The sequence below is a fragment of the Candidatus Palauibacter sp. genome, from assembly GCF_965237495.1.
Classification (GTDB): domain Bacteria; phylum Gemmatimonadota; class Gemmatimonadetes; order Palauibacterales; family Palauibacteraceae; genus Palauibacter.
Map to the genome: position 1 here is coordinate 682,538 of NZ_OZ250143.1, position 17,420 is coordinate 699,957.

The following is a 17,420-nucleotide window of genomic DNA, read 5'->3' on the forward strand; positions in this document are numbered from 1 at the left end:
CCCGCTAGAGAGAGAGTCGCACGCCGAGCTGAATCGCCCACCGGGACAGGATATTGTCGATGTCCAGCACATCGCTGGCATCGGCCACTCCGTCGTCGTTCTCGTCGCCCTGATAGAAGCGGACGATGGGACGTCCCGAGTCGGAGTCGTAGCCGCGGAACGACAGAATCGTGGGGGCTTGGAAGGGAGCGTACCTCTGCCGCCCCCACTCCTCGTTGAAGAAGTTCCCCACGTTGATGAAGTCGAGGGTAACCTGGAGATTCTGGCTGCCTGCGCCCGGCAGGGGCAGGTCCTGGGTGATCCGCAGGTCCAGGCTCCGGACCCACGGTTCGCGCGAAGAGTTTCGGTCCACGATCTGGCCCCTGAACGAGTCCAGATCGGGGACGTTGCTTACGAACGCGTCCCAGGCCGCGAAGTCGAGACACCCTCCGCAGTCGGTCTGGAAGATCGCGTCATCGGCGTCGCCGGGCACGAAGACGAGGTCGTTGAACCTGCGGTTGTCGTTGTTCGCGTCGCCGAAGTATGTCCAGCTGAAGGGTCGGCCCGCCCGCGCCTCGTAGAAGGCCGTGATCGTCGTCCCCACGTCCTCGCTCCAAACAATGCGCTGCGAGACCGAAGCGACGATCCGGTGCTTGATCTCGAAGTCCGCCGTCCCCTCGCCCGGATCGTTCGGGTCGACGCCGACCTCGTTGTACTGGAAGTTCGAGATCGCACGGCTGGACTGGCCGCTGTTCACGTCCGTGGCGTCGGTCCACGTGTAGGACAAACTCCCGAACAGGTTCGGCAGGAAATCGCCACCAAACCGTTTTTGCAGCTGCGTCGTGAACTGTATCTGACGGCCCTGGTTGGTGTTGTCGAGCAGGAAGACGCCGGGGGCAAACTCGGCGCTCACCCTCTCTCTGGCGAAGAACACTCGGCCGTCACTCGCTCGGCCCTCGCGGACGAGGCTCAGGTCCTGGAACATGACATCATTGACATTCTTCGTATAGATGCCTTCGACTGTCAGCACCAGCCTGTCGCGAAGCTCCCGGTCGATGCCAACGGACGTCCGCCACGCCTGAGGAAACTTGAAATCCGTGTCCGTGAGGTTCACCTCCGTCGTGGTCTCGCGCGCACTCGGCAGATTGTCCGGATCCCCCGTGAACGGCGGCGGAGTGCAGCCGAGCCAGACGGGACAGTCAATGCGGATGAAGTCCATCCCCGTGTTCGAATACTGGTTCGAGAGCCACACAAAAGGATTGCGGCCCGTGAAGATCCCGGTGCCTCCCCGGATCTGGGTCGTCCGATCTTCGTCGAGCGCGGCGTTGAAGCCGAGCCGGGGCGACCACATGACGTTCCCGCTCGGCACCTCGCTCGTGCTGCGGCCGGGGAAGGCGGCGGCGAAGTTCGGATTCTCCAGCGGTGCGTCAGGCATCGCCATAATGTCCGCGCGGAGGCCGAGGGTGACGTTGAAACGGTCACTCAGGTCGATCTGGTCCTGGGCGTAGAAGCCGAACTGCATGGCGCTCCATTCGGCCCGGGGGAACGGCTCCGACAGCCTGGAGATGGAGGCCCGGTACCGGGTCGCAACCCCGTTCCGGAAGTTCTCGATCGCGTCATCTCCCGAGAATAGCCATTCCCCGTATGCATCCTGCACAAAGAGGTTCGAGAACGAGTAGAACTCGTTATGGGTCCCCACCGTGATCGTATGGCCGCCACGGAAGAGCGTGAAGTCGTCGGTGATCTCGAACACATCCTGGTCCACTGCGTTCTGCTGCGAAAAGCGCTCCACGCCCAGCCTCACGTTTTCGCCTCCTGGGCCTTCCGGCGGCTCGATGGTCACTGCCGGGAAGGGAGGGAAGTCCGGGTTCCGGATGTCTCGCTGACGCTGGTAGGACAGACGCAGCATGTTCGAGGTGCCCGCCCCGAATCGGCTGTCAAGCTGCAGCACCGTGGAGTTGGAGACGGCACCGAACTCGTACCCCTGGCTTGGCAAACCCAATACCGACCTGCTGCGGGAGATCCCGCGGTCCGAACTCGCGTTCACATGGTTGTGCCGCACGGTGAGGTGCTGGTTGTCCGAGAGGTTGAAGTCGAGGCGGCCGAAGAGCTTGAGATCGTCCGTTTCGCGCTGGAGTTCCTCCTCGAAGGCGCCGGGATCATGGCCGTAGACGGTGTGGGCGATGTCGATGATGTCGTTGACTGACGCCGCATTGATGGGGATCGAAGTGGTTTGACTTCCTGCGGCGAGCCCGAGCGCCAGCGGGCGGCTCGTCTGCTTGATCTCGCCGCTCGTGAAGAAGTGGATCCTGTCGCGCTGGATCGGTCCGCCCGCGCGGAATCCGGTCTGGAGTTCGCTGAACTCGCTGAGTTCGTTCTCGTCGAGGTCGCCCGTGAAGCTCTGGTTGCGGCCGAAGAAGTAGCCCGAGGCGTCGAAGTCGTTCGTCCCCGAGCGGGTGATCACGTTGATCGAGCCCCCCGTGAAGCCGCCCTGGCGGATGTCGAAGGGCGCGATCGCGACCTGGAACTCCTGCACGGCGTCGAGCGAGATCGGCTGCGAGTTCGCCTGGCCGCCGGGGGTCCCGCTGGCCGGGAGGCCGAACACGTCGTTCAGGATCGCGCCGTCGACGGAGATGTTGTTGAAACGGTTGTTCTTCCCGCCGATGCTCACCCCGCCGATGTTCTCGCTGCTCCCGATGTTCGTCCCCAGCGCCTGCGGCGTGAGGCGGGCGAAGTCCTGGATGCTGCGGGCGATCGACGGCAGGCTCTCGATCTCGCGCGTGGTCACGGTCTGCTGCGGTCCGGTGCGCCCGCCGGAGAGGATCGCGCCGCGCTCCGCCGTCACCGTGATCTCGCCGACGGCGACCGCCTGCACGCCGAGCACGAAGTCGATCCGCCGGTTCTCGCCCAGCGCGAGGACGAGGGCCTCGGCCGATTCATCCTGGTAGCCGATGAGTTCGACGGTGATCGCATACGGTCCGCCCACCCGCATGCCGGGGAGGTTGAAGCGCCCGTCCTCGCGGGTGAGCGTCGAGTACGATGTCCCGCTGGGACCGTGCACCGCGGTGACCACGGCGCTCGCGAGCGGCGCCAGATCCTGTCCGGTCACTCGTCCGTTGACGGCGGCCGTGGTGACGCCCTGCGCCCGCGCCCCGGTCGGCGCGAACAGGCCGCCTAGCGCCGCGAGAGCGACGATCGCCGCCGTTCTCAAGGGGGTTGTGTATTTCATTGGCGTACTCCTGCCGAGGGGAAAACGAAAGGCGCAAGCGCCTGACGCGCCACTTGCAACGATATAGGGCACCTCACCCGTAAATGTAACGGCGGACGGGAGTTTTCGTAACGCCGGAAGGGACTCGCGGGACCGGTCTCGAGTGGTTACCGGCCGGCGGGAGACTCGATCCAGCGAGGGTCGCGGGGGACCGGGAAGGGCTGCGGTTGGGCCTCCAGATGCGCCACCAGGGCTTCCAGGTCGGCGAGCCCGGCGGCCACGGTGGCCTCGGCTTCCGGGAAGGTGGCATAGCCCCCGCCTCCGGTCGAGAGGAAGTCGTTGACCGTGACCTCGTATCGGCCCTCCGACCGGACCGGGGAGCCGTCGTCGAGCGTCACCTCCAGGATCCGCTCGCCCTCGGCGGCGGCCGGATCGTAGCGGACCGTGATCCCGCTCACATGGAGGTCGGTTTCTCCGTCCCTGATCGAGTGCTCGAGCGTCCGCAGCAGCTGCGCGCCGGACATCGTGTGGCGGATGAGCATGTTGCCGAACGGCTGCAGTTCGAACAGGTCGGAGTAGGTGACGGGTCCGGCGGGGAGTGGACGCCGGATGCCGCCGTTGTTCATCAGCGCGATGTCCGCGCCGCTCGCCGCCCGCTGGGCGTCTGCCACGATCCGGCCGAGGGGGAAGTCGCCGTCCCTCGGGGCCCGGAGTTCCTCGGGGAGCGTCACGACGATGCGGTCCATGAGATCGGAGAGTTCCGCGCTGTAGGAGGCGACGATCTCCTCGAGGCCCGGATCCGGCGCGATCTCGTCCGCCCACACCCGGTGGATGCCGAGGCGACGCGCGCTCACCGTCCCGGCCGCGTCCCGGTCGATGCGCCCGAGGCCGTAGGCGGTGGTGTTCGAGAAGGACTGGATGACCGGCACCCCGCGCACTTCGGTCTCGACGCGCGAGTGCGTATGTCCGGTGACCGCATAGTCGAAGCCCGCCGTCGTCGCGGCCAGCGCCTCCAGCGCCCGGCCCTCACACGCGTCGTTTCCCTCGTCGTCGTCTTTGCAGAAGGCGCCTTCGTGCATGACGGCCACCACGAAATCGACACCCTCCTCCCGCACGACGGGGATGTAGCGGTCGAGGGCCTCGGCGATGGACCCGAATTCGAAGTCCACCACGTTCACGGCCCGCGTGATGGTGGGGGTGGACGGCGTGATCATGCCCACGAAACCGATCCGGACGCCGTCCCTCTCGACGATCGTCCACGGCCGGACCCAGTCGGGGTGCCGATCCGTGCCCCTGAGGAAGATGTTCGCGCCGAGCATCGCGAAGTCGGCCTCGGCCACACGGTCGACGAGCACGTCGACGCCCCAGTCGAACTCGTGGTTCCCGATCGCGACCGCGTCGTAGCCGATCCCGTTCATCGCCTCGATCGTCGAGCGGCCGTCGGTGAGGTTCGAGATCAGCGTGCCCTGCATGAAGTCGCCCCCGGAGACGACGAAAAGCGGACACTCGGGCTCGGCGGCGCGCTCCCGCGCGATGTACGCGGCGAGGGCGGCCGAGCCGCCGACGGGCCGGCCGTCCGACCAGCTCTGCTCCGCGGGCAGGAGGCGGCCGTGCGTGTCGTTGGTCGAGAACATCCGGGCGCAGGCGTCGTCGCCGGCCGTCGCGGCGGTGCTCGCGTCGTCGGGCGCACACCCCGAGAGTCCCCAGAGCCCGGCGAACGCGAGGAGGAGGCCGGCGGCGCGGCGGCGGCCCATCATGCGTCCTGCAGGGCCTTCAGGCGGTCGAGGTCGACGAGCGGAGCGGCGTAGTTGCCCGTCCAGCAGGCGTCGCAGAACGGGCCGTGGTCCGCGACCGCTTCCCGCATCCCCTCCATGCTGAGGTAGCCCAGCGAGTCGACACCCAGGTGCTCCCGGATCCCCTCCACCGAATGGTTGGAAGCGATCAGCTCCTCGCGCGTCGGCATGTCGATCCCGTAGTAGCACGGCGAGCGCACAGGCGGCGAGGCGACCCGGAAATGCACCTCTCGCGCGCCGGTATCGCGCAGGAGCGCCACGAGGCCGAGGCTCGTCGTGCCCCGGACCAGCGAGTCGTCCACGACGACGATGCGCTTGCCGTCGACCAGTTCGCGGACGGGGTTGTATTTCACGCGCACCTTGAAGTCGCGCCCGGTCTGCGTCGGGTGGATGAATGTCCGGCCCACGTAGTGGTTGCGGATGAGTGCGAGTTCGAACGGCAGCCCGCTCACCTCGGAGTATCCGAGCGCGGCCGAGTTCGAGGAGTCGGGAACGGCGAACACACAGTCGGCCTCGGCCGGATGCTCGTGGGCCAGCTGGCGCCCGAACGCCCGTCGCGCCTCGTCCACGCTGCACCCCCACACCCGCGAGTCCGGTCGCGCGAAGTAGACGAGTTCGAACAGACAGGCACTCGGCGTCTCGGGAGGCAGCGGCCGCATGGATTCGACGTGGCCGGCGCGGACCTTCAGGACTTCCCCGGGGGCCACGTCCCGCACGTAGGTGGCTCCGATGATGTCGAGCGCGCACGTCTCCGACGCGAAGACGACGGCTTCCCCGAGCCGCCCCATCACCAGTGGGCGGAACCCGCGCGCGTCCCGCGCCGCGTAGACCGTGTCGCCGATGCAGAGGAGGAGGGAGAAGGCGCCGACCACCTGGGAGAGCGCGTCGTCGATCTTCCCGTCCAGATCGCGGCGCCGCGATCTGGCGATGAGGTGGACGATGACCTCGGAGTCGGCGTCGGTCTGGAAGATCGATCCGTCGTGCGCGAGCGAGCGCTGGAGCTGGTTCGCGTTCGTGAGGTTCCCGTTGTGGGCGAGGGCGAGCGGCTTGTCCTCGTACTGCACGAGGAGCGGCTGGGCGTTCCGCAGGCCGGAGTCGCCCGCCGTCGAGTACCGCACATGCCCGATCGAGAGCGAGCCCTCGAGCCCGGCGAGCATCTGGTTGTCGAAGACGTCCGCCACGAGCCCCATCCCCTTGTGGACTCTCGAGGCGCCCTCGTCATCCACCGTGACGATCCCGGCGGACTCCTGCCCGCGGTGCTGGAGCGCGTAAAGCGCCAGGAAGGCGAGTTCGGCCGCGGCGCCGGAGCCGCTCACGGCCACGATGCCGCACTCCTCGCGCGGCTTGTCGACCTCCTGCGTCGGGCGGGCCGCGCCTCCGGTCGGTTCCGTCGGGAGCTTTCTCATGCGGTGATGCCTGCCTCCTCGCTCATGCGACGCGGGATCGCTTCCTCGTAGATCCGGGCCAGCTCCCGGACCGGCGGAGCGATCGTGTGGCCGGCGCCGGTCAGCCGGCACGGGCCGTCGGGCCCGTCCACGGTGCCCACGCGCTCCACGGGCACACCGTGGCGCCGCCCGTGCGCGGCGATCCGCTCGCCCCCGCCGGGCCGGCACGTGAGCACGACGCGCGAGTGCGATTCGCCGAACCAGCGCCCCGCCGCCGACAGGTCCGCACCGGCGGGCGCCAGGTCGAGATCGACCGTGCAGCCGACCGGCCCGCCCGCCGCGCGGACCGCGCACTCCGCAAGCGCGACCGCAAGCCCGCCGTCGGAGCCGTCGTGCGCCGACGCGAACGCCCCGTCCGCCGCCCCCTCGACGAGGAAGTCGACCAGCGCCGCCGCTTCGCCGAGGTCGACCGCGGGCGGCAGCCCGGCCACGACGCCGTGACAGGCGCCGAGGTACTCGGAGCCCCCGATCTCGTCGCGTGTCACGCCCGCCACCCAGATCTCGTCCCCCTCGCGCTGGAAGGCCGAAGGCACCCGGCGTTCGAGGTCCTCGATCACGCCGAGCATCCCGATGACCGGCGTGGGGTACACCGGCTGGCCGCCCGTCTCGTTGTAGAGCGACACGTTCCCGCCCGTGACCGGAGTCCCGAGCGCCCGGCACGCCTCTCCCATCCCCTCGACCGCGCCCGCAAGCTGGAAGTACACCTCCGGCCGCCGCGGGCTCCCGAAGTTGAGGCAGTTGGTCACCGCGAGCGGACGCGCCCCGGAGCAGGCCACGTTGCGGGCCGCCTCCGCCACCGCCGCCCGCCCGCCCGTGCGGGGATCGAGCCACGTGTGCCGTCCGTTCCCGTCCGTGGACGCGGCGAGCGCCCGCCCCTCCGCCGGCAGCCGCAGCACCGCCGCGTCAGAGCCCGGGCCCTCGAGCGTGTTCGTCTGCACCGTGGTGTCGTACTGCTCATGGATCCAGCGTCGCGACGCGATGCACGGGGCGTCGAGCAGCGTCCGCAGCGACGCCTCCACCTCCCCGTCCGAAGCGAAGCTCGCGTACGCCTCCAGATCCATCTCCCGCGCCTCGACCGCGGCCGGGCTCATCACCCCCTCGCGAACGTAGGTCGGGCAATCGTCCACCAGCGGCTTCACCGGGATCTCGACCCGCACCTTCCCGGCCTCCCGCACGCGGAACATCCCGTCGTCCGTCACGCGCCCGATCGTCGCCGCCTGCAGGTCCCAGCGCTCGAGCACCTCCCGCACCGCCGCCTCGTGCTCCGGCTTCGCCACGAGGAGCATCCGCTCCTGGGACTCCGAGAGGAGCATCTCGTACGGCGTCATCCCCTCCTCCCGGACCGGGAGGTACGCCACGTCGATGTCGATCCCGGACCCCGAGCGAGCGGCCATCTCCGTCCCGCTCGACGTGAGCCCCGCCGCCCCCATGTCCTGGATCCCGACGAGGAGGTCCCGTTCGATGAGTTCGAGGCTCGCCTCGAGGAGGAGCTTCTCCGTGAACGGGTCGCCCACCTGCACCTGCGGCCGGCTGTCGAGCGCCTCCTCGTCCAGTTCCTCCGACGCGAAGGTCGCCCCGTGGATCCCGTCCCGTCCCGTGCGCGCGCCGACCGCCATCACCGGGTTCCCGACGCCCTCCGCCTCGCCCCGGATGAGGCGCTCGAGCGGCAGCACGCCGATGCACATCACGTTGATGAGCGGGTTCTTCTCGTACGCCGGGTCGAAGATCGCCTCGCCACCCACGGTGGGGACGCCGACGCAGTTCCCGTAGTCCCCGACCCCCCGCACGACGCCGTCGAACAGATACCGCGACTGGGGCGAGTCGAGCGACCCGAAGTGGAGGCTGTCGAAGATCGCGATCGGCCGTGCCCCCATCGTGAACACGTCGCGCAGGATGCCGCCCGATCCCGTCGCCGCCCCCTGGTAGGGCTCGACCGCGGAGGGGTGGTTGTGGGACTCGATCTTGAATGCGACCCCCCAGCCGCCGCCCACATCGATGACGCCGGCGTTCTCTCCCGGACCCTGGACCACGGCGGCGCTCTCCGTGGGCAGCGTCTTCAGCAGGGGGCGCGAGTTCTTGTACCCGCAGTGCTCCGACCACATGGCGCTGAACACGCCGAGTTCGGTGAAGGTGGGCTCCCGCCCCATGAGTGCGAGGATCTGCTCCCACTCCTCCGGACTCAGGCCGTGCTCGGCCACGAGGGCGGCGCTGATGACGGGATCCCCCGGTCGCGCCTCGACGCGGTCTCGGCTCCCGGCGGCAGGGCGGTGCTCGAGCGTCAGGTCGGTCATGACGAGAGCCCCGCGACCGCGCGGTCCGCCGACGCCCGTTCCCCATCGAGCCGCGTCCGGCCTCTCCCGGAGCCGCTCAAGGCGGAGACCGCCGCGAGCAGCGACCGGAAGACGCCGAGTCCGTCCGTGTTGCCGAGGACCGCCAGCGAATGACGCTCGGGGTGCGGCATGAGCCCGAGGATGTTGCCCTCGGCGTTCGTGATCCCGGCGATGTTGCGCGCCGAGCCGTTGGGGTTCGCCGCGTCGGTCGCCTCCCCCCGGCGGTCGACGTATCGGAACACGACCCGGTCCTCCGCGTCCAGTTCATCCAGCGTCGCCGCCTCCGCCACGAACTGGCCCTCGCCGTGGGCGATCGGGATATCCAGCAGATCACCCTGGGAATAGGCCGTGGTGAAGGGCGTCCGCCCGTTCTCCACCCGGAGTCCGACATCGTGGCAGCGGAAGCGAAGGGTTCGGTTGCGGACCAGCGCGCCGGGCAGGAGGTGCGCCTCGCACAGCACCTGGAATCCGTTGCAGATCCCCAGGGTGAGGCCCCCGCCGCGCGCGAAGTCGATCACCTCGCGCATGATCGGGCTGAAGCGGGCGATCGCCCCCGCCCGCAGGTAGTCGCCATACGAGAAGCCCCCCGGCAGCACGACGACGTCCGCGCCGTCGAGGTCGTTCGACTTGTGCCACAGGTAGACGGCGCTCTCGCCGAGCCCCTCGGTCACGGCCCGGTACACGTCCGCGTCGCAGTTCGAGCCCGGGAACCGCACGATCCCCACCTTCATTTCACCCCTCCCGTACGCGCACGACGTAGTCTTCGATGATCGGGTTCGCGATCAGCTGTTCGCACATCTTCTCGGTGGCGGCCTGCGCCGACTCCGCCCCTTCCGCCTCGACCTCGAGCCGGATCAGCCTCCCGGCGCGCACCGAGCGCACGCCGTCGTAGCCGAGGTTGCCGAGCGCCCGGCGGATCGTTTCCCCCGCCGGATCGAGGATCCCCTCGCGCGGCGTGATCCGGACGTCCACCGACCAGACGCGGCTCATGCGGGCGCCTCGTACAGTTCGTGTCCCGCGATGCGCCGGAACGCCTCCAGGTAGCGCTCCGAGGTCGTGCCGATCACCTCTTCGGGCAGCGCCGGCGCCGGCGGCGTCTTGTCCCATTCCCCGCGCCCGACCATCGCCTGCAGGTGGTCGCGCACCGGCTGCTTGTCGAGCGAGGGCTGCCCGCCCCCGATCCGGTACGAATCGGCGGGCCAGAAGCGGGACGAATCCGGCGTCATCACCTCGTCGATGAGGATGATCCGCCCGTCGGCGGCGCGCCCGAACTCGTACTTCGTGTCGGCGAGGATGATCCCCCGGTCACGGAGCGTGTCGCGCCCCGCCGTGTACAGCGCGAGACTGATGTTCCGCAGCTCGGTCGCGAGTTCCGTCCCCGCGATGTCGCACATCTGCGCGAAGGTGATGTTCTCGTCGTGCAGCCCCTGCTCGGCCTTCGTCGAGGGCGAGAAGATCGGGCTCGGGTATTCCTCGGACTCCCGCAGGCCCTCGGGGAGCCGTTCGCCCGCCAGCGTCCCCTGGCGGCTGTACTCCTTCCAGGCGGAGCCGGAGATGAAGCCGCGCACGACGCACTCGACGGGGAAGGGCCGCGCCTTCTCGACGAGCATGCCGCGGTGTCCCCAGACGTGGGCCGAGTCGGCGAGTTCGGGCGCCGCCTCGGCGATGCCCGCCGGCGTGCTGGCGATCCTGTGGTTGCTCACGATCTCCATTGTGCGGTCGAACCAGAACGCCGAGAGCTGGGTCAGGACGGCGCCCTTGTGGGGAATCGGGTTCGGGATCACGCAGTCGAAGGCACTTATGCGGTCGCTGGCGACCATCAGGATCCGGTCGCCGAGGTCGTACATGGAGCGGACCTTCCCCTTGCGGAGCAGCGGCAGCGGGAGGTCGATGTCATGTAGCGCGGTCGGCGGGTTCGCGCCGAGCGTGGTGTGGGTCATTGGCGTCCTTTCAGGGCGAAGCCGGGGTTCATACGCGGACCTCCTCGGCGGGCCGCGGCGCGTCCGCGGCCTCGAACAGGGGGTCGATGCGGGTGGTCAGGAAGCGCTCGACCTGATCCGGGGAACGGCCCACCAGTCGGTGCGGGTCGGCAAGCTCGTCGAGTTCCTCCATGCCGAGCCCGAAGGTGCCGTCGCCGGCGATGCGCGCGAAGAAGTCGTTGTCCTCGGCCCCGTCGTCAAGCCGCTCGCGCGAGGCCAGCGCGTGCCCTCGCACCCTTTCGTGTATGTCCTGCCGGTCGCCGCCCCCGCGCACGCCGGCGATGAGGATCTCCTCGGTGACCATGAACGGGAGGGCCCGGGCCAGCCGGCGCGCCACCACCGCCGGGTGGACGACGAGCCCCGCGCCCACGTTGCGCGCGAGGATGAGGAGCGCGTCCGCGGACAGATAGCCCTCCGGGAGCGAAATACGCCGGTTGGCCGAGTCGTCCAGCGTGCGCTCGAACCACTGCACCGAAGCCGTCCACGAGGCGTTGAGTTCGAGCGTGCACAGGTGCCGGGCGAGCGCGCAGATCCGCTCGCTCCGCATCGGGTTGCGCTTGTACGGCATCGCCGACGAGCCGATCTGCCGCTTGCCGAACGGCTCCTCGATCTCGCCGAACGCCTGCAGGATCCGGATGTCGTGTCCGAAGCGCGCTGTCGAGGCACCGATTCCCGCGAGCACGGCGAGGACCCGGTGGTCGACCTTCCGCGGATACGTCTGCCCGATGACGTCATAGGTGCCCGCGAACCCGAAGCGCGCCGCGAGCCGCTCGTTGAGCCGATCCACCTTGCCGCCGTCGCCCTCGAACAGTTCGAGGAACGTCGCCTCCGTTCCCGTCGTCCCCCGCGCGCCGCGGAATCGGAGTTCGGACCGCACCGCCTCGATCTGCTCGAGGTCGAAGAGCAGGTCCTGGATCCACAGGCAGGCGCGCTTCCCGATCGTGGTGGGCTGGGCCGGCTGCAGGTGCGTGTAGCCGAGCGTCGGGGCGCCGGCCTGTTCGCGGGCGAACGCGGCCAGGTCGCTGATCGTGCCCAGTAGCCGCTCGCGCACGATCTCGAGGCCCTGCCGGTGCTGGATCAGCCCGTGGTTGTCGCCCACGAAGGCGCTCGTCGCGCCGAGGTGGATGTACTTGCGGGCCTCGGGCGCCACCTCGCCGAAGTGGTGCACGTGCGCCATGACGTCGTGCCGGAGATCGCGCTCGATGACGGCGATTCGGTCGAGGTCGATCTGCTCGCGAGCCGCGTGCATCGCCACGATGGCGCCATCGGGGATTTCGACGCCGAGCGCCCGTTCCTCCTCGGCAAGAGCGATCCACAGGTCGCGCCAGGCGAGCGCCTGCATGCGAGGGGAGAAGATCGCCGCCATGTCGCCGGAGGCGTAGCGGTCGATGAGAGGATGTAGGTAGCGACGTTCCGCCATCAGGCGCGTAGTCCGATCCAGCGGCCTCCCGGGGCGACCTCGGTCACCGTAAGATCGCAGTCTAGCCCTTGACCGTCCCCCGTGAAAGTCCGGGAGGCCGCCCCTTCTTCGAGAAGCCGGGTCCGACCACCGGTGGTCGTCTCAGCGGACACGGAAGGTTCGGAGGTAGCCGGTTTCCGTCCCCCGGGCGATGTACAGCCGGATGGAGCCGTCCGTCGCCCGCGAAAAATACTCGAAGACTTGGCCGGCCTCCTCCGCGGACCGCACCTCGTTGCGGTTGATGCTGAGGATCACGTCGCCCTCTCGGAGCCCGGTGCCGCGTCGTGCGTCGTCGCCGACCGAGACCACGAACGCGCCGAACTCAACGGCGAGGTCCCGCTCCTGGCTGACCTGCGGCGTGACCGTGATCAACTGCAGGCCCCTGAGCACCTCGACCCGTTCGGCCCGACCCGAGGGCACCTCGTCCAGCCGGAGCCGGGTCCGCATTTCCTCTCCGCCGCGCCGGAAGGACACGTCGACGGTTGCGCCGACGCCGGCGTCCGCTAGACCCACCTGCCAGTCGAGGTCGTGGTTGATGACGCGCCCGTTGAGGGCCAGGATCTCGTCGCCTGCCCGCAGCCCGGCCTCGGCGGCCGGCGTCCCCTCCAGGACCTCATCGACCAGTGGTCGGCCGAAGACCGACCCCGGATCCTGCCGGTCGGTCAGTACCTGAACTCCCACCCACGGCCGACGCACGCGCCCGAACTGGAGGAGTTCCGCGGCGACCAGCAGGGCGCGGTCGATGGGGATCGCGAAGCCCAGTCCCTCGGACCCGCCGGAGCGCGACAGGATCGAACTGTTGACCCCGATGACCTCACCGTCCGCGTTGGCCAGCGGCCCGCCCGAGTTACCCGGGTTGATCGCCGCATCGGTCTGGATCATGTCGGCGTACAGCACCTCCCGTCCGCGCTGGGACCGTATGTCCCGGCCCAGGCCGCTCACCACGCCCGACGTCACCGTCGCCTCCGTGTTGCGGAGGGCGTACCCGGACGGGTTCCCCAGCGCGACCGCGGGTTCTCCGATGAAGAGGTCCGAGGATGTGCCGAGCGGCGCCGCCGGCACGCGGCTCGGAGGGATGTGCAAGACGGCTAGGTCGGTGAGTTCGTCGGAGCCGATGAGTTCCGCCTCGAACCGCTGGCCGCTGAAGTCCACCACCTCGATCCGGTCGGCGCCGCTCACTACATGGGCGTTGGTCACGATCGTGCCCTCATTGTCGATCGCGAACCCCGATCCAAGCCCTGACTCGACCCGCGATCGGCCCCCGCGGAAGAGGAAGGGGTTGGGTCTCTCCTGCACCGTCCGCTCGGTCCGGAGGCTCACGACCGATGGGAGCACGCGGTACGCGGCGACGACCGTGGGCGTGCGCCGGGCGTCCGAGATGTCGGCCACGGACTGCGGCGCCAGCGCCGGCTCCGCCAGCGACGTCCGGGTGAACGGATTGTGCGCGGGCTCGCTTTCCGCGACCTCGGCCGGACGCTCCCCGAGCGTCGTCACGACCGCGCCCACGCCGAGGCCCGCGAAGACGAGGACGGTCGCCGCGACGAGACCGCGCGCGACCGCGCGCATCGTCCTTCCGATTCGGTTCCCTTCACGCATCGACATCGATCCGTCAGCAGTTTCTGCCGCTCAACCGCACCCGACGCACCATGCAAGGGCACGATACCTGTACGCGGAACTCCCCCGAAGGGTTCACCTCCCGAGGCCAGCGGGCAACCCGGCGGGCATGCCGGGACAGTCGGACCCTCCGGGAACGCCGCCGGGGAGCGACGAGTAGTATTCAGCTACCGAGGCGACAGCGGCTTGCCGTCGGGCCACGGGCGCCGTGGACACGCTCGCTTGCGTCCGGCATCGCCGCTTTCGAGCGGTCGATCGAGTCGAGTGTGGAGAGGACACAAGTCGCTCCCCTGCAACTGTTTATGGAATACGCTTGACCCCACTGGTCCAGTCACCGAGTACGCGTGCTGTAAGGTTTCACCAACTCGGTACATCTAAAGGTCAAGAGGTTGGTTGCACTCTCGGCAGCCACCCAGCTACGGCAAGCCGGCAGGGCCAACGAGCGGAACAGTCGGCTCCGCAGTCTCCGCGTGCTTTCCGATGGAGGTGGGCGTTGTTTCCGGAAGAAGGCCGGGTCAAGTGATCTTGATCTTGGCGGACTCGCCTCGCGACGCGGATCGCATAAGGCGAGCGGTCGCGGGCACCGTGCGCGTCGTCGAGACGCCGAGCGAACTTACGGCGGATCAAGACCCGGCCGACTGTATCATCGTCGGCTGCCGGAAGCGGTTCCTGCGAAAAAAGATCAGCCTCCTCATGGAGATCCGGCGGCGGTTGCCATGGGTTCCGCTCATCCTGGTGACCGATCGCGAAGCCCACAGCGCCCGGCTGCTCGCTGGAGTGCGTCTCGCAGCCCTGGTTTGGTTCGACGAGCTGCACCGGCTGCAGCCCCGGATCGAAGCCGCTCGCGGCACGACCGCACTCGCACATCTGGCCGAGACGATCCGGCGATCCTCGGTGCCTGCGGCGCTGCGTCGGGCCCTCGTCTACGGCCTCCATGAGGTCCGGAGGCAGGCCGGTTCGGACCGTGCAGGAACTCGCCACGGCCGTCCGGAGTTCTCCGGTCACGCTCTCACGCGCGTTGAGCACGCGCGTTGATGGTGAGACGACGCTGAGCCGGTTCCTCGGCGGTCTGGTTATCCTTAGGGCCCATCAGATTCGTCTGTCCGGGCCGAGTTGGACGGTCGTGAGTAATCGCCTGGGGTTTGCTCCGGGTACGCTGAGGCGCAAGTCCCGCAGGTGGCCGGGACACTCGCTCGGAGAGCTCGAGCGCACCGCCCCCGACCATTTGTTCTCCGCGTTCGTCGAGGAGTACGTGCGCCCCGTTGCTGGATTAGACCCGTTCCGCGCCGAACGATCAACCGAACCGTCTGAACCCACTGGCACCCAGCGCGGTGCAATTGCGGCCGCTCTTTCATCGATAACGCCCGACATTCATCGATCTTACTCCTTGTTGGCTGCCGCCCCCCCCGGTAGTGTCAAAAAATAGATCGGCATCGGCTGGGGGAAAACATGGAAGGGCCAAGTGGGCGGGAATGGGCGCTCGCTTCGCGAGAATGTCGCTGAAGAAAAGGCGAGACATGGCCAGACTCTTCAACAAGGTGTGGTTGGCTGCACGTCCCGAGTGCGCTGTTGGTGGTAGTGCCGTTCACGTCCGTGGGGGCGGCCGCGGAGGCCGGCAAGTATTGGTCGTCAGTAGAACAAGTCATCGATCACGTTGGGTGAGCCCGTTTTGATGAAGAATGCCATTCCACTCTTCAGCTTGGCCTCGAAGTTCTCGGCGCGACACATACGTGGCGCGCTTCGGTTCGCGGCCTTGAGAGTGAACCTGCCGATGATGCTCGTAGTTATGCTCGGGGCCACGACGCTGCTCCTGACTAGGGGCGTTGCAACGGAGCACTTCGCCGTACGTGAGTTCGCCGAGCACCGGATGGGGATGGCCGAGCTGGGGGGAGGCGTATTCTTGATACTGCATCCCGTTGATTGCTCCTCAGCCACGACACGCATCGATCGGCTCGCGTACGATCTGCAATCCAATGGCATCGTCGTTCTGGGTGCGGTGCTGCGCGATTACGTGAGCAAGGCGGAGATGGCAGATCTCCTGACAAACAGGAACCGGAGTTTTCCTCACGCTGCGATCCGTCGGCAGGCTGTTTCCCGGCTGGCGGAGGTTGCTGGCCACATGAGCACGCCCCTGGCGCTGCTCGTCGGAAGGGAAGGTCGCATCCTTGCAGTTGAGCCCGCCCTGGAGCGGGGCACTCTCGTCGAGGAATTCATCACCCGTTTGCGAGGAATCCAGTTGCCATGATACGTCGCGCCGAGGTGATCGCGCTCCTGCTGCCGCTCTCGATTGCTTGCAATCCGGAGGGATCTGTCGAAGTGGAGCCCGGCAATATCTGGAGCGAAGCCAATGATGTGCGGCGACGATTCGCATCAGTCGTGTTCGATACTCTTTGGACCTACGGGAGCATAGACGATACCGTCCTCCAAATGCCAGGCGAGATCGTACCTGCACCACACGGAGGTGTCTATGTGTTCGATTTGGCCGCCAGCCGGGCCGTACACATCGATGAAGCCGGAAGAGTCGCCTGGGTGTGGGGGCGTAGGGGCCAGGGACCCGGCGAGTTCATGGACGTTCGCGCCCTCTCGGAGGACCACGATGGCGGGATTGTGCTGGCCGACCATGGAAATGGTCGAATCGTCAGACTCGACCCGGACGGAAACCTCGTCCGAGAGGTGCCGCTGCTCATCGAGGCCAGCTACGTTGACGGGATCGCAGCTGTCGAGGGAGGATACGCTCTATACACGAACGGCGAACCGTCGCTAATGATTGTGAACGAGGACGGCCGGGAAAAGGCCCGGTTGGCCAACCCATCCGTAGCGTGGGAAGGGATTCACTGGATGCAGAGGACGGGAGATGTCGTCTCCTGGAGCGGCGACGCGTGGGTCCTTGGGTTTGAAGTTGGCAACGGCTGGTACGTCATCCGGGGGGACTCAATCGCAGCCTACCCCTATGTGGAGCACACGAGTTTTCCGGTCATGACGGTGACCGTTGCGACTGAGGGTGCTACGACCACGACGACCCAGCGCCTCCCGCGGGTGCCGTATTCAGGGTCGACTTTGTCCGTGAGAGGAGATACGCTGGGCGTATTCTTCGAGGGCCGGAGCCCGGACCGCAACAGGACGCTGGATCTGTACGACCTGACAACGGGGGCGTACATCCACTCCGTCGCCACTCCCAGAGCGAGTGATGTCGTACTCGCCGAGGATGGCACCATATATCTGTTGTCCCGCCGGAGCGGCCTGTATTCAATCGTAACAGCTCTCAAACCGAGGAAGGGAGGCAACTCATGAAGAGCATCAAGCGAATCCTATCGGTGACTCTGCTGGTCTTGGTCGGGGTTGGTGGATTCCTGCTACACGAAGCCAGCCGCCCCAAGGCTCTGTCCGCGACGACCGCCGCCGAGTGCACCAAGGATAACGAAGGATCGCTGTGCGAATTGCGGACCTGGTGTGTGGGGGTCCTTACCACTACGTACTGCTTTTCGACCCGGATCACGTACTACGCAAAGCTCGAGCTCGATGACGGTGGTTGACGACAGCTAAGGCTTCTTGGAACAGGACAACAGACCTTAGAGCAAACAGACAACAGATGAGGAGAGTTCAGATGCGCAGA

At 67.8% G+C, this 17,420-nt stretch carries 13 protein-coding genes; 4 read left to right on the top strand and 9 right to left on the bottom strand.

Annotated elements, in window-relative coordinates:
* Positions 1-4: 4 nt before the first annotated feature.
* The 9 genes from ACPXY0_RS02865 to ACPXY0_RS02905 form a co-directional block, all read right to left on the bottom strand.
* Positions 5-3,208 (bottom strand): TonB-dependent receptor, encoded by a 3,204-nt coding sequence (locus ACPXY0_RS02865; protein ID WP_423928286.1) that lies wholly within the window; start codon positions 3,206-3,208, stop codon positions 5-7.
* A 146-nt stretch (positions 3,209-3,354) separates the two neighbouring features.
* Positions 3,355-4,941 (bottom strand): bifunctional metallophosphatase/5'-nucleotidase, encoded by a 1,587-nt coding sequence (locus ACPXY0_RS02870; RefSeq protein WP_423928288.1) that lies wholly within the window; start codon positions 4,939-4,941, stop codon positions 3,355-3,357.
* Positions 4,941-6,386: an amidophosphoribosyltransferase gene (gene purF, locus ACPXY0_RS02875; RefSeq protein ID WP_423928290.1), complete on the bottom strand. Its 1,446-nt coding sequence runs from the start codon at positions 6,384-6,386 to the stop codon at positions 4,941-4,943. The genes ACPXY0_RS02870 and purF overlap by 1 nt, the downstream gene beginning before the upstream one ends.
* Complete coding sequence (purL, locus tag ACPXY0_RS02880) at positions 6,383-8,716, bottom strand: phosphoribosylformylglycinamidine synthase subunit PurL (protein ID WP_423928292.1); 2,334 nt, start codon at positions 8,714-8,716, stop codon at positions 6,383-6,385. The genes purF and purL overlap by 4 nt, the downstream gene beginning before the upstream one ends.
* The gene (purQ, locus tag ACPXY0_RS02885; RefSeq protein ID WP_423928294.1) at positions 8,713-9,486 is read right to left on the bottom strand and encodes a phosphoribosylformylglycinamidine synthase subunit PurQ; all 774 of its coding nucleotides are present in this window, start codon (positions 9,484-9,486) and stop codon (positions 8,713-8,715) included. The genes purL and purQ overlap by 4 nt, the downstream gene beginning before the upstream one ends.
* A gap of 1 nt (position 9,487) precedes the next feature.
* Positions 9,488-9,745, bottom strand: coding sequence for a phosphoribosylformylglycinamidine synthase subunit PurS (gene purS, locus ACPXY0_RS02890; protein ID WP_423928296.1), 258 nt, complete (start codon positions 9,743-9,745; stop codon positions 9,488-9,490).
* Positions 9,742-10,695, bottom strand: a complete 954-nt coding sequence (locus ACPXY0_RS02895; RefSeq protein ID WP_423928298.1) for a phosphoribosylaminoimidazolesuccinocarboxamide synthase — start codon at positions 10,693-10,695, stop codon at positions 9,742-9,744. Before ACPXY0_RS02895 ends, purS begins: the two co-directional genes overlap by 4 nt.
* A gap of 28 nt (positions 10,696-10,723) precedes the next feature.
* Positions 10,724-12,154 (bottom strand): adenylosuccinate lyase, encoded by a 1,431-nt coding sequence (gene purB / locus ACPXY0_RS02900; RefSeq protein ID WP_423928299.1) that lies wholly within the window; start codon positions 12,152-12,154, stop codon positions 10,724-10,726.
* Positions 12,155-12,295: 141 nt separating this feature from the next.
* A complete protein-coding gene (locus tag ACPXY0_RS02905; protein ID WP_423928300.1) occupies positions 12,296-13,759 on the bottom strand; it encodes a trypsin-like peptidase domain-containing protein in 1,464 nt (487 codons plus the stop codon).
* A gap of 567 nt (positions 13,760-14,326) precedes the next feature.
* Between ACPXY0_RS02905 and ACPXY0_RS02910 the strand changes: the two genes are divergently transcribed.
* The 4 genes from ACPXY0_RS02910 (at position 14,327) to ACPXY0_RS02925 (ending at position 17,340) form a co-directional block, all read left to right on the top strand.
* Positions 14,327-14,842 (top strand): hypothetical protein, encoded by a 516-nt coding sequence (locus tag ACPXY0_RS02910; RefSeq protein WP_423928302.1) that lies wholly within the window; start codon positions 14,327-14,329, stop codon positions 14,840-14,842.
* 637 nt (positions 14,843-15,479) lie between these two features.
* Complete coding sequence (locus ACPXY0_RS02915; RefSeq protein ID WP_423928304.1) at positions 15,480-16,052, top strand: hypothetical protein; 573 nt, start codon at positions 15,480-15,482, stop codon at positions 16,050-16,052.
* Positions 16,049-17,098 (top strand): hypothetical protein, encoded by a 1,050-nt coding sequence (locus ACPXY0_RS02920; protein WP_423928306.1) that lies wholly within the window; start codon positions 16,049-16,051, stop codon positions 17,096-17,098. Before ACPXY0_RS02915 ends, ACPXY0_RS02920 begins: the two co-directional genes overlap by 4 nt.
* Positions 17,095-17,340, top strand: coding sequence for a hypothetical protein (locus ACPXY0_RS02925; protein WP_423928308.1), 246 nt, complete (start codon positions 17,095-17,097; stop codon positions 17,338-17,340). The genes ACPXY0_RS02920 and ACPXY0_RS02925 overlap by 4 nt, the downstream gene beginning before the upstream one ends.
* Positions 17,341-17,420: the final 80 nt, after the last annotated feature.

Coding starts and splice junctions, on each gene's coding strand:
- ACPXY0_RS02895 (WP_423928298.1), bottom strand. CDS start 10,695: ATGACCCACACCACGCTCGGCGCGAACCCGCCGACCGCGCTACATGAC.
- purL (WP_423928292.1), bottom strand. CDS start 8,716: ATGACCGACCTGACGCTCGAGCACCGCCCTGCCGCCGGGAGCCGAGAC.
- ACPXY0_RS02925 (WP_423928308.1), top strand. CDS start 17,095: ATGAAGAGCATCAAGCGAATCCTATCGGTGACTCTGCTGGTCTTGGTC.
- purF (WP_423928290.1), bottom strand. CDS start 6,386: ATGAGAAAGCTCCCGACGGAACCGACCGGAGGCGCGGCCCGCCCGACG.
- purB (WP_423928299.1), bottom strand. CDS start 12,154: ATGGCGGAACGTCGCTACCTACATCCTCTCATCGACCGCTACGCCTCC.
- ACPXY0_RS02920 (WP_423928306.1), top strand. CDS start 16,049: ATGATACGTCGCGCCGAGGTGATCGCGCTCCTGCTGCCGCTCTCGATT.
- ACPXY0_RS02865 (WP_423928286.1), bottom strand. CDS start 3,208: ATGAAATACACAACCCCCTTGAGAACGGCGGCGATCGTCGCTCTCGCG.
- purQ (WP_423928294.1), bottom strand. CDS start 9,486: ATGAAGGTGGGGATCGTGCGGTTCCCGGGCTCGAACTGCGACGCGGAC.
- ACPXY0_RS02870 (WP_423928288.1), bottom strand. CDS start 4,941: ATGGGCCGCCGCCGCGCCGCCGGCCTCCTCCTCGCGTTCGCCGGGCTC.
- purS (WP_423928296.1), bottom strand. CDS start 9,745: ATGAGCCGCGTCTGGTCGGTGGACGTCCGGATCACGCCGCGCGAGGGG.
- ACPXY0_RS02905 (WP_423928300.1), bottom strand. CDS start 13,759: ATGCGCGCGGTCGCGCGCGGTCTCGTCGCGGCGACCGTCCTCGTCTTC.
- ACPXY0_RS02915 (WP_423928304.1), top strand. CDS start 15,480: ATGAAGAATGCCATTCCACTCTTCAGCTTGGCCTCGAAGTTCTCGGCG.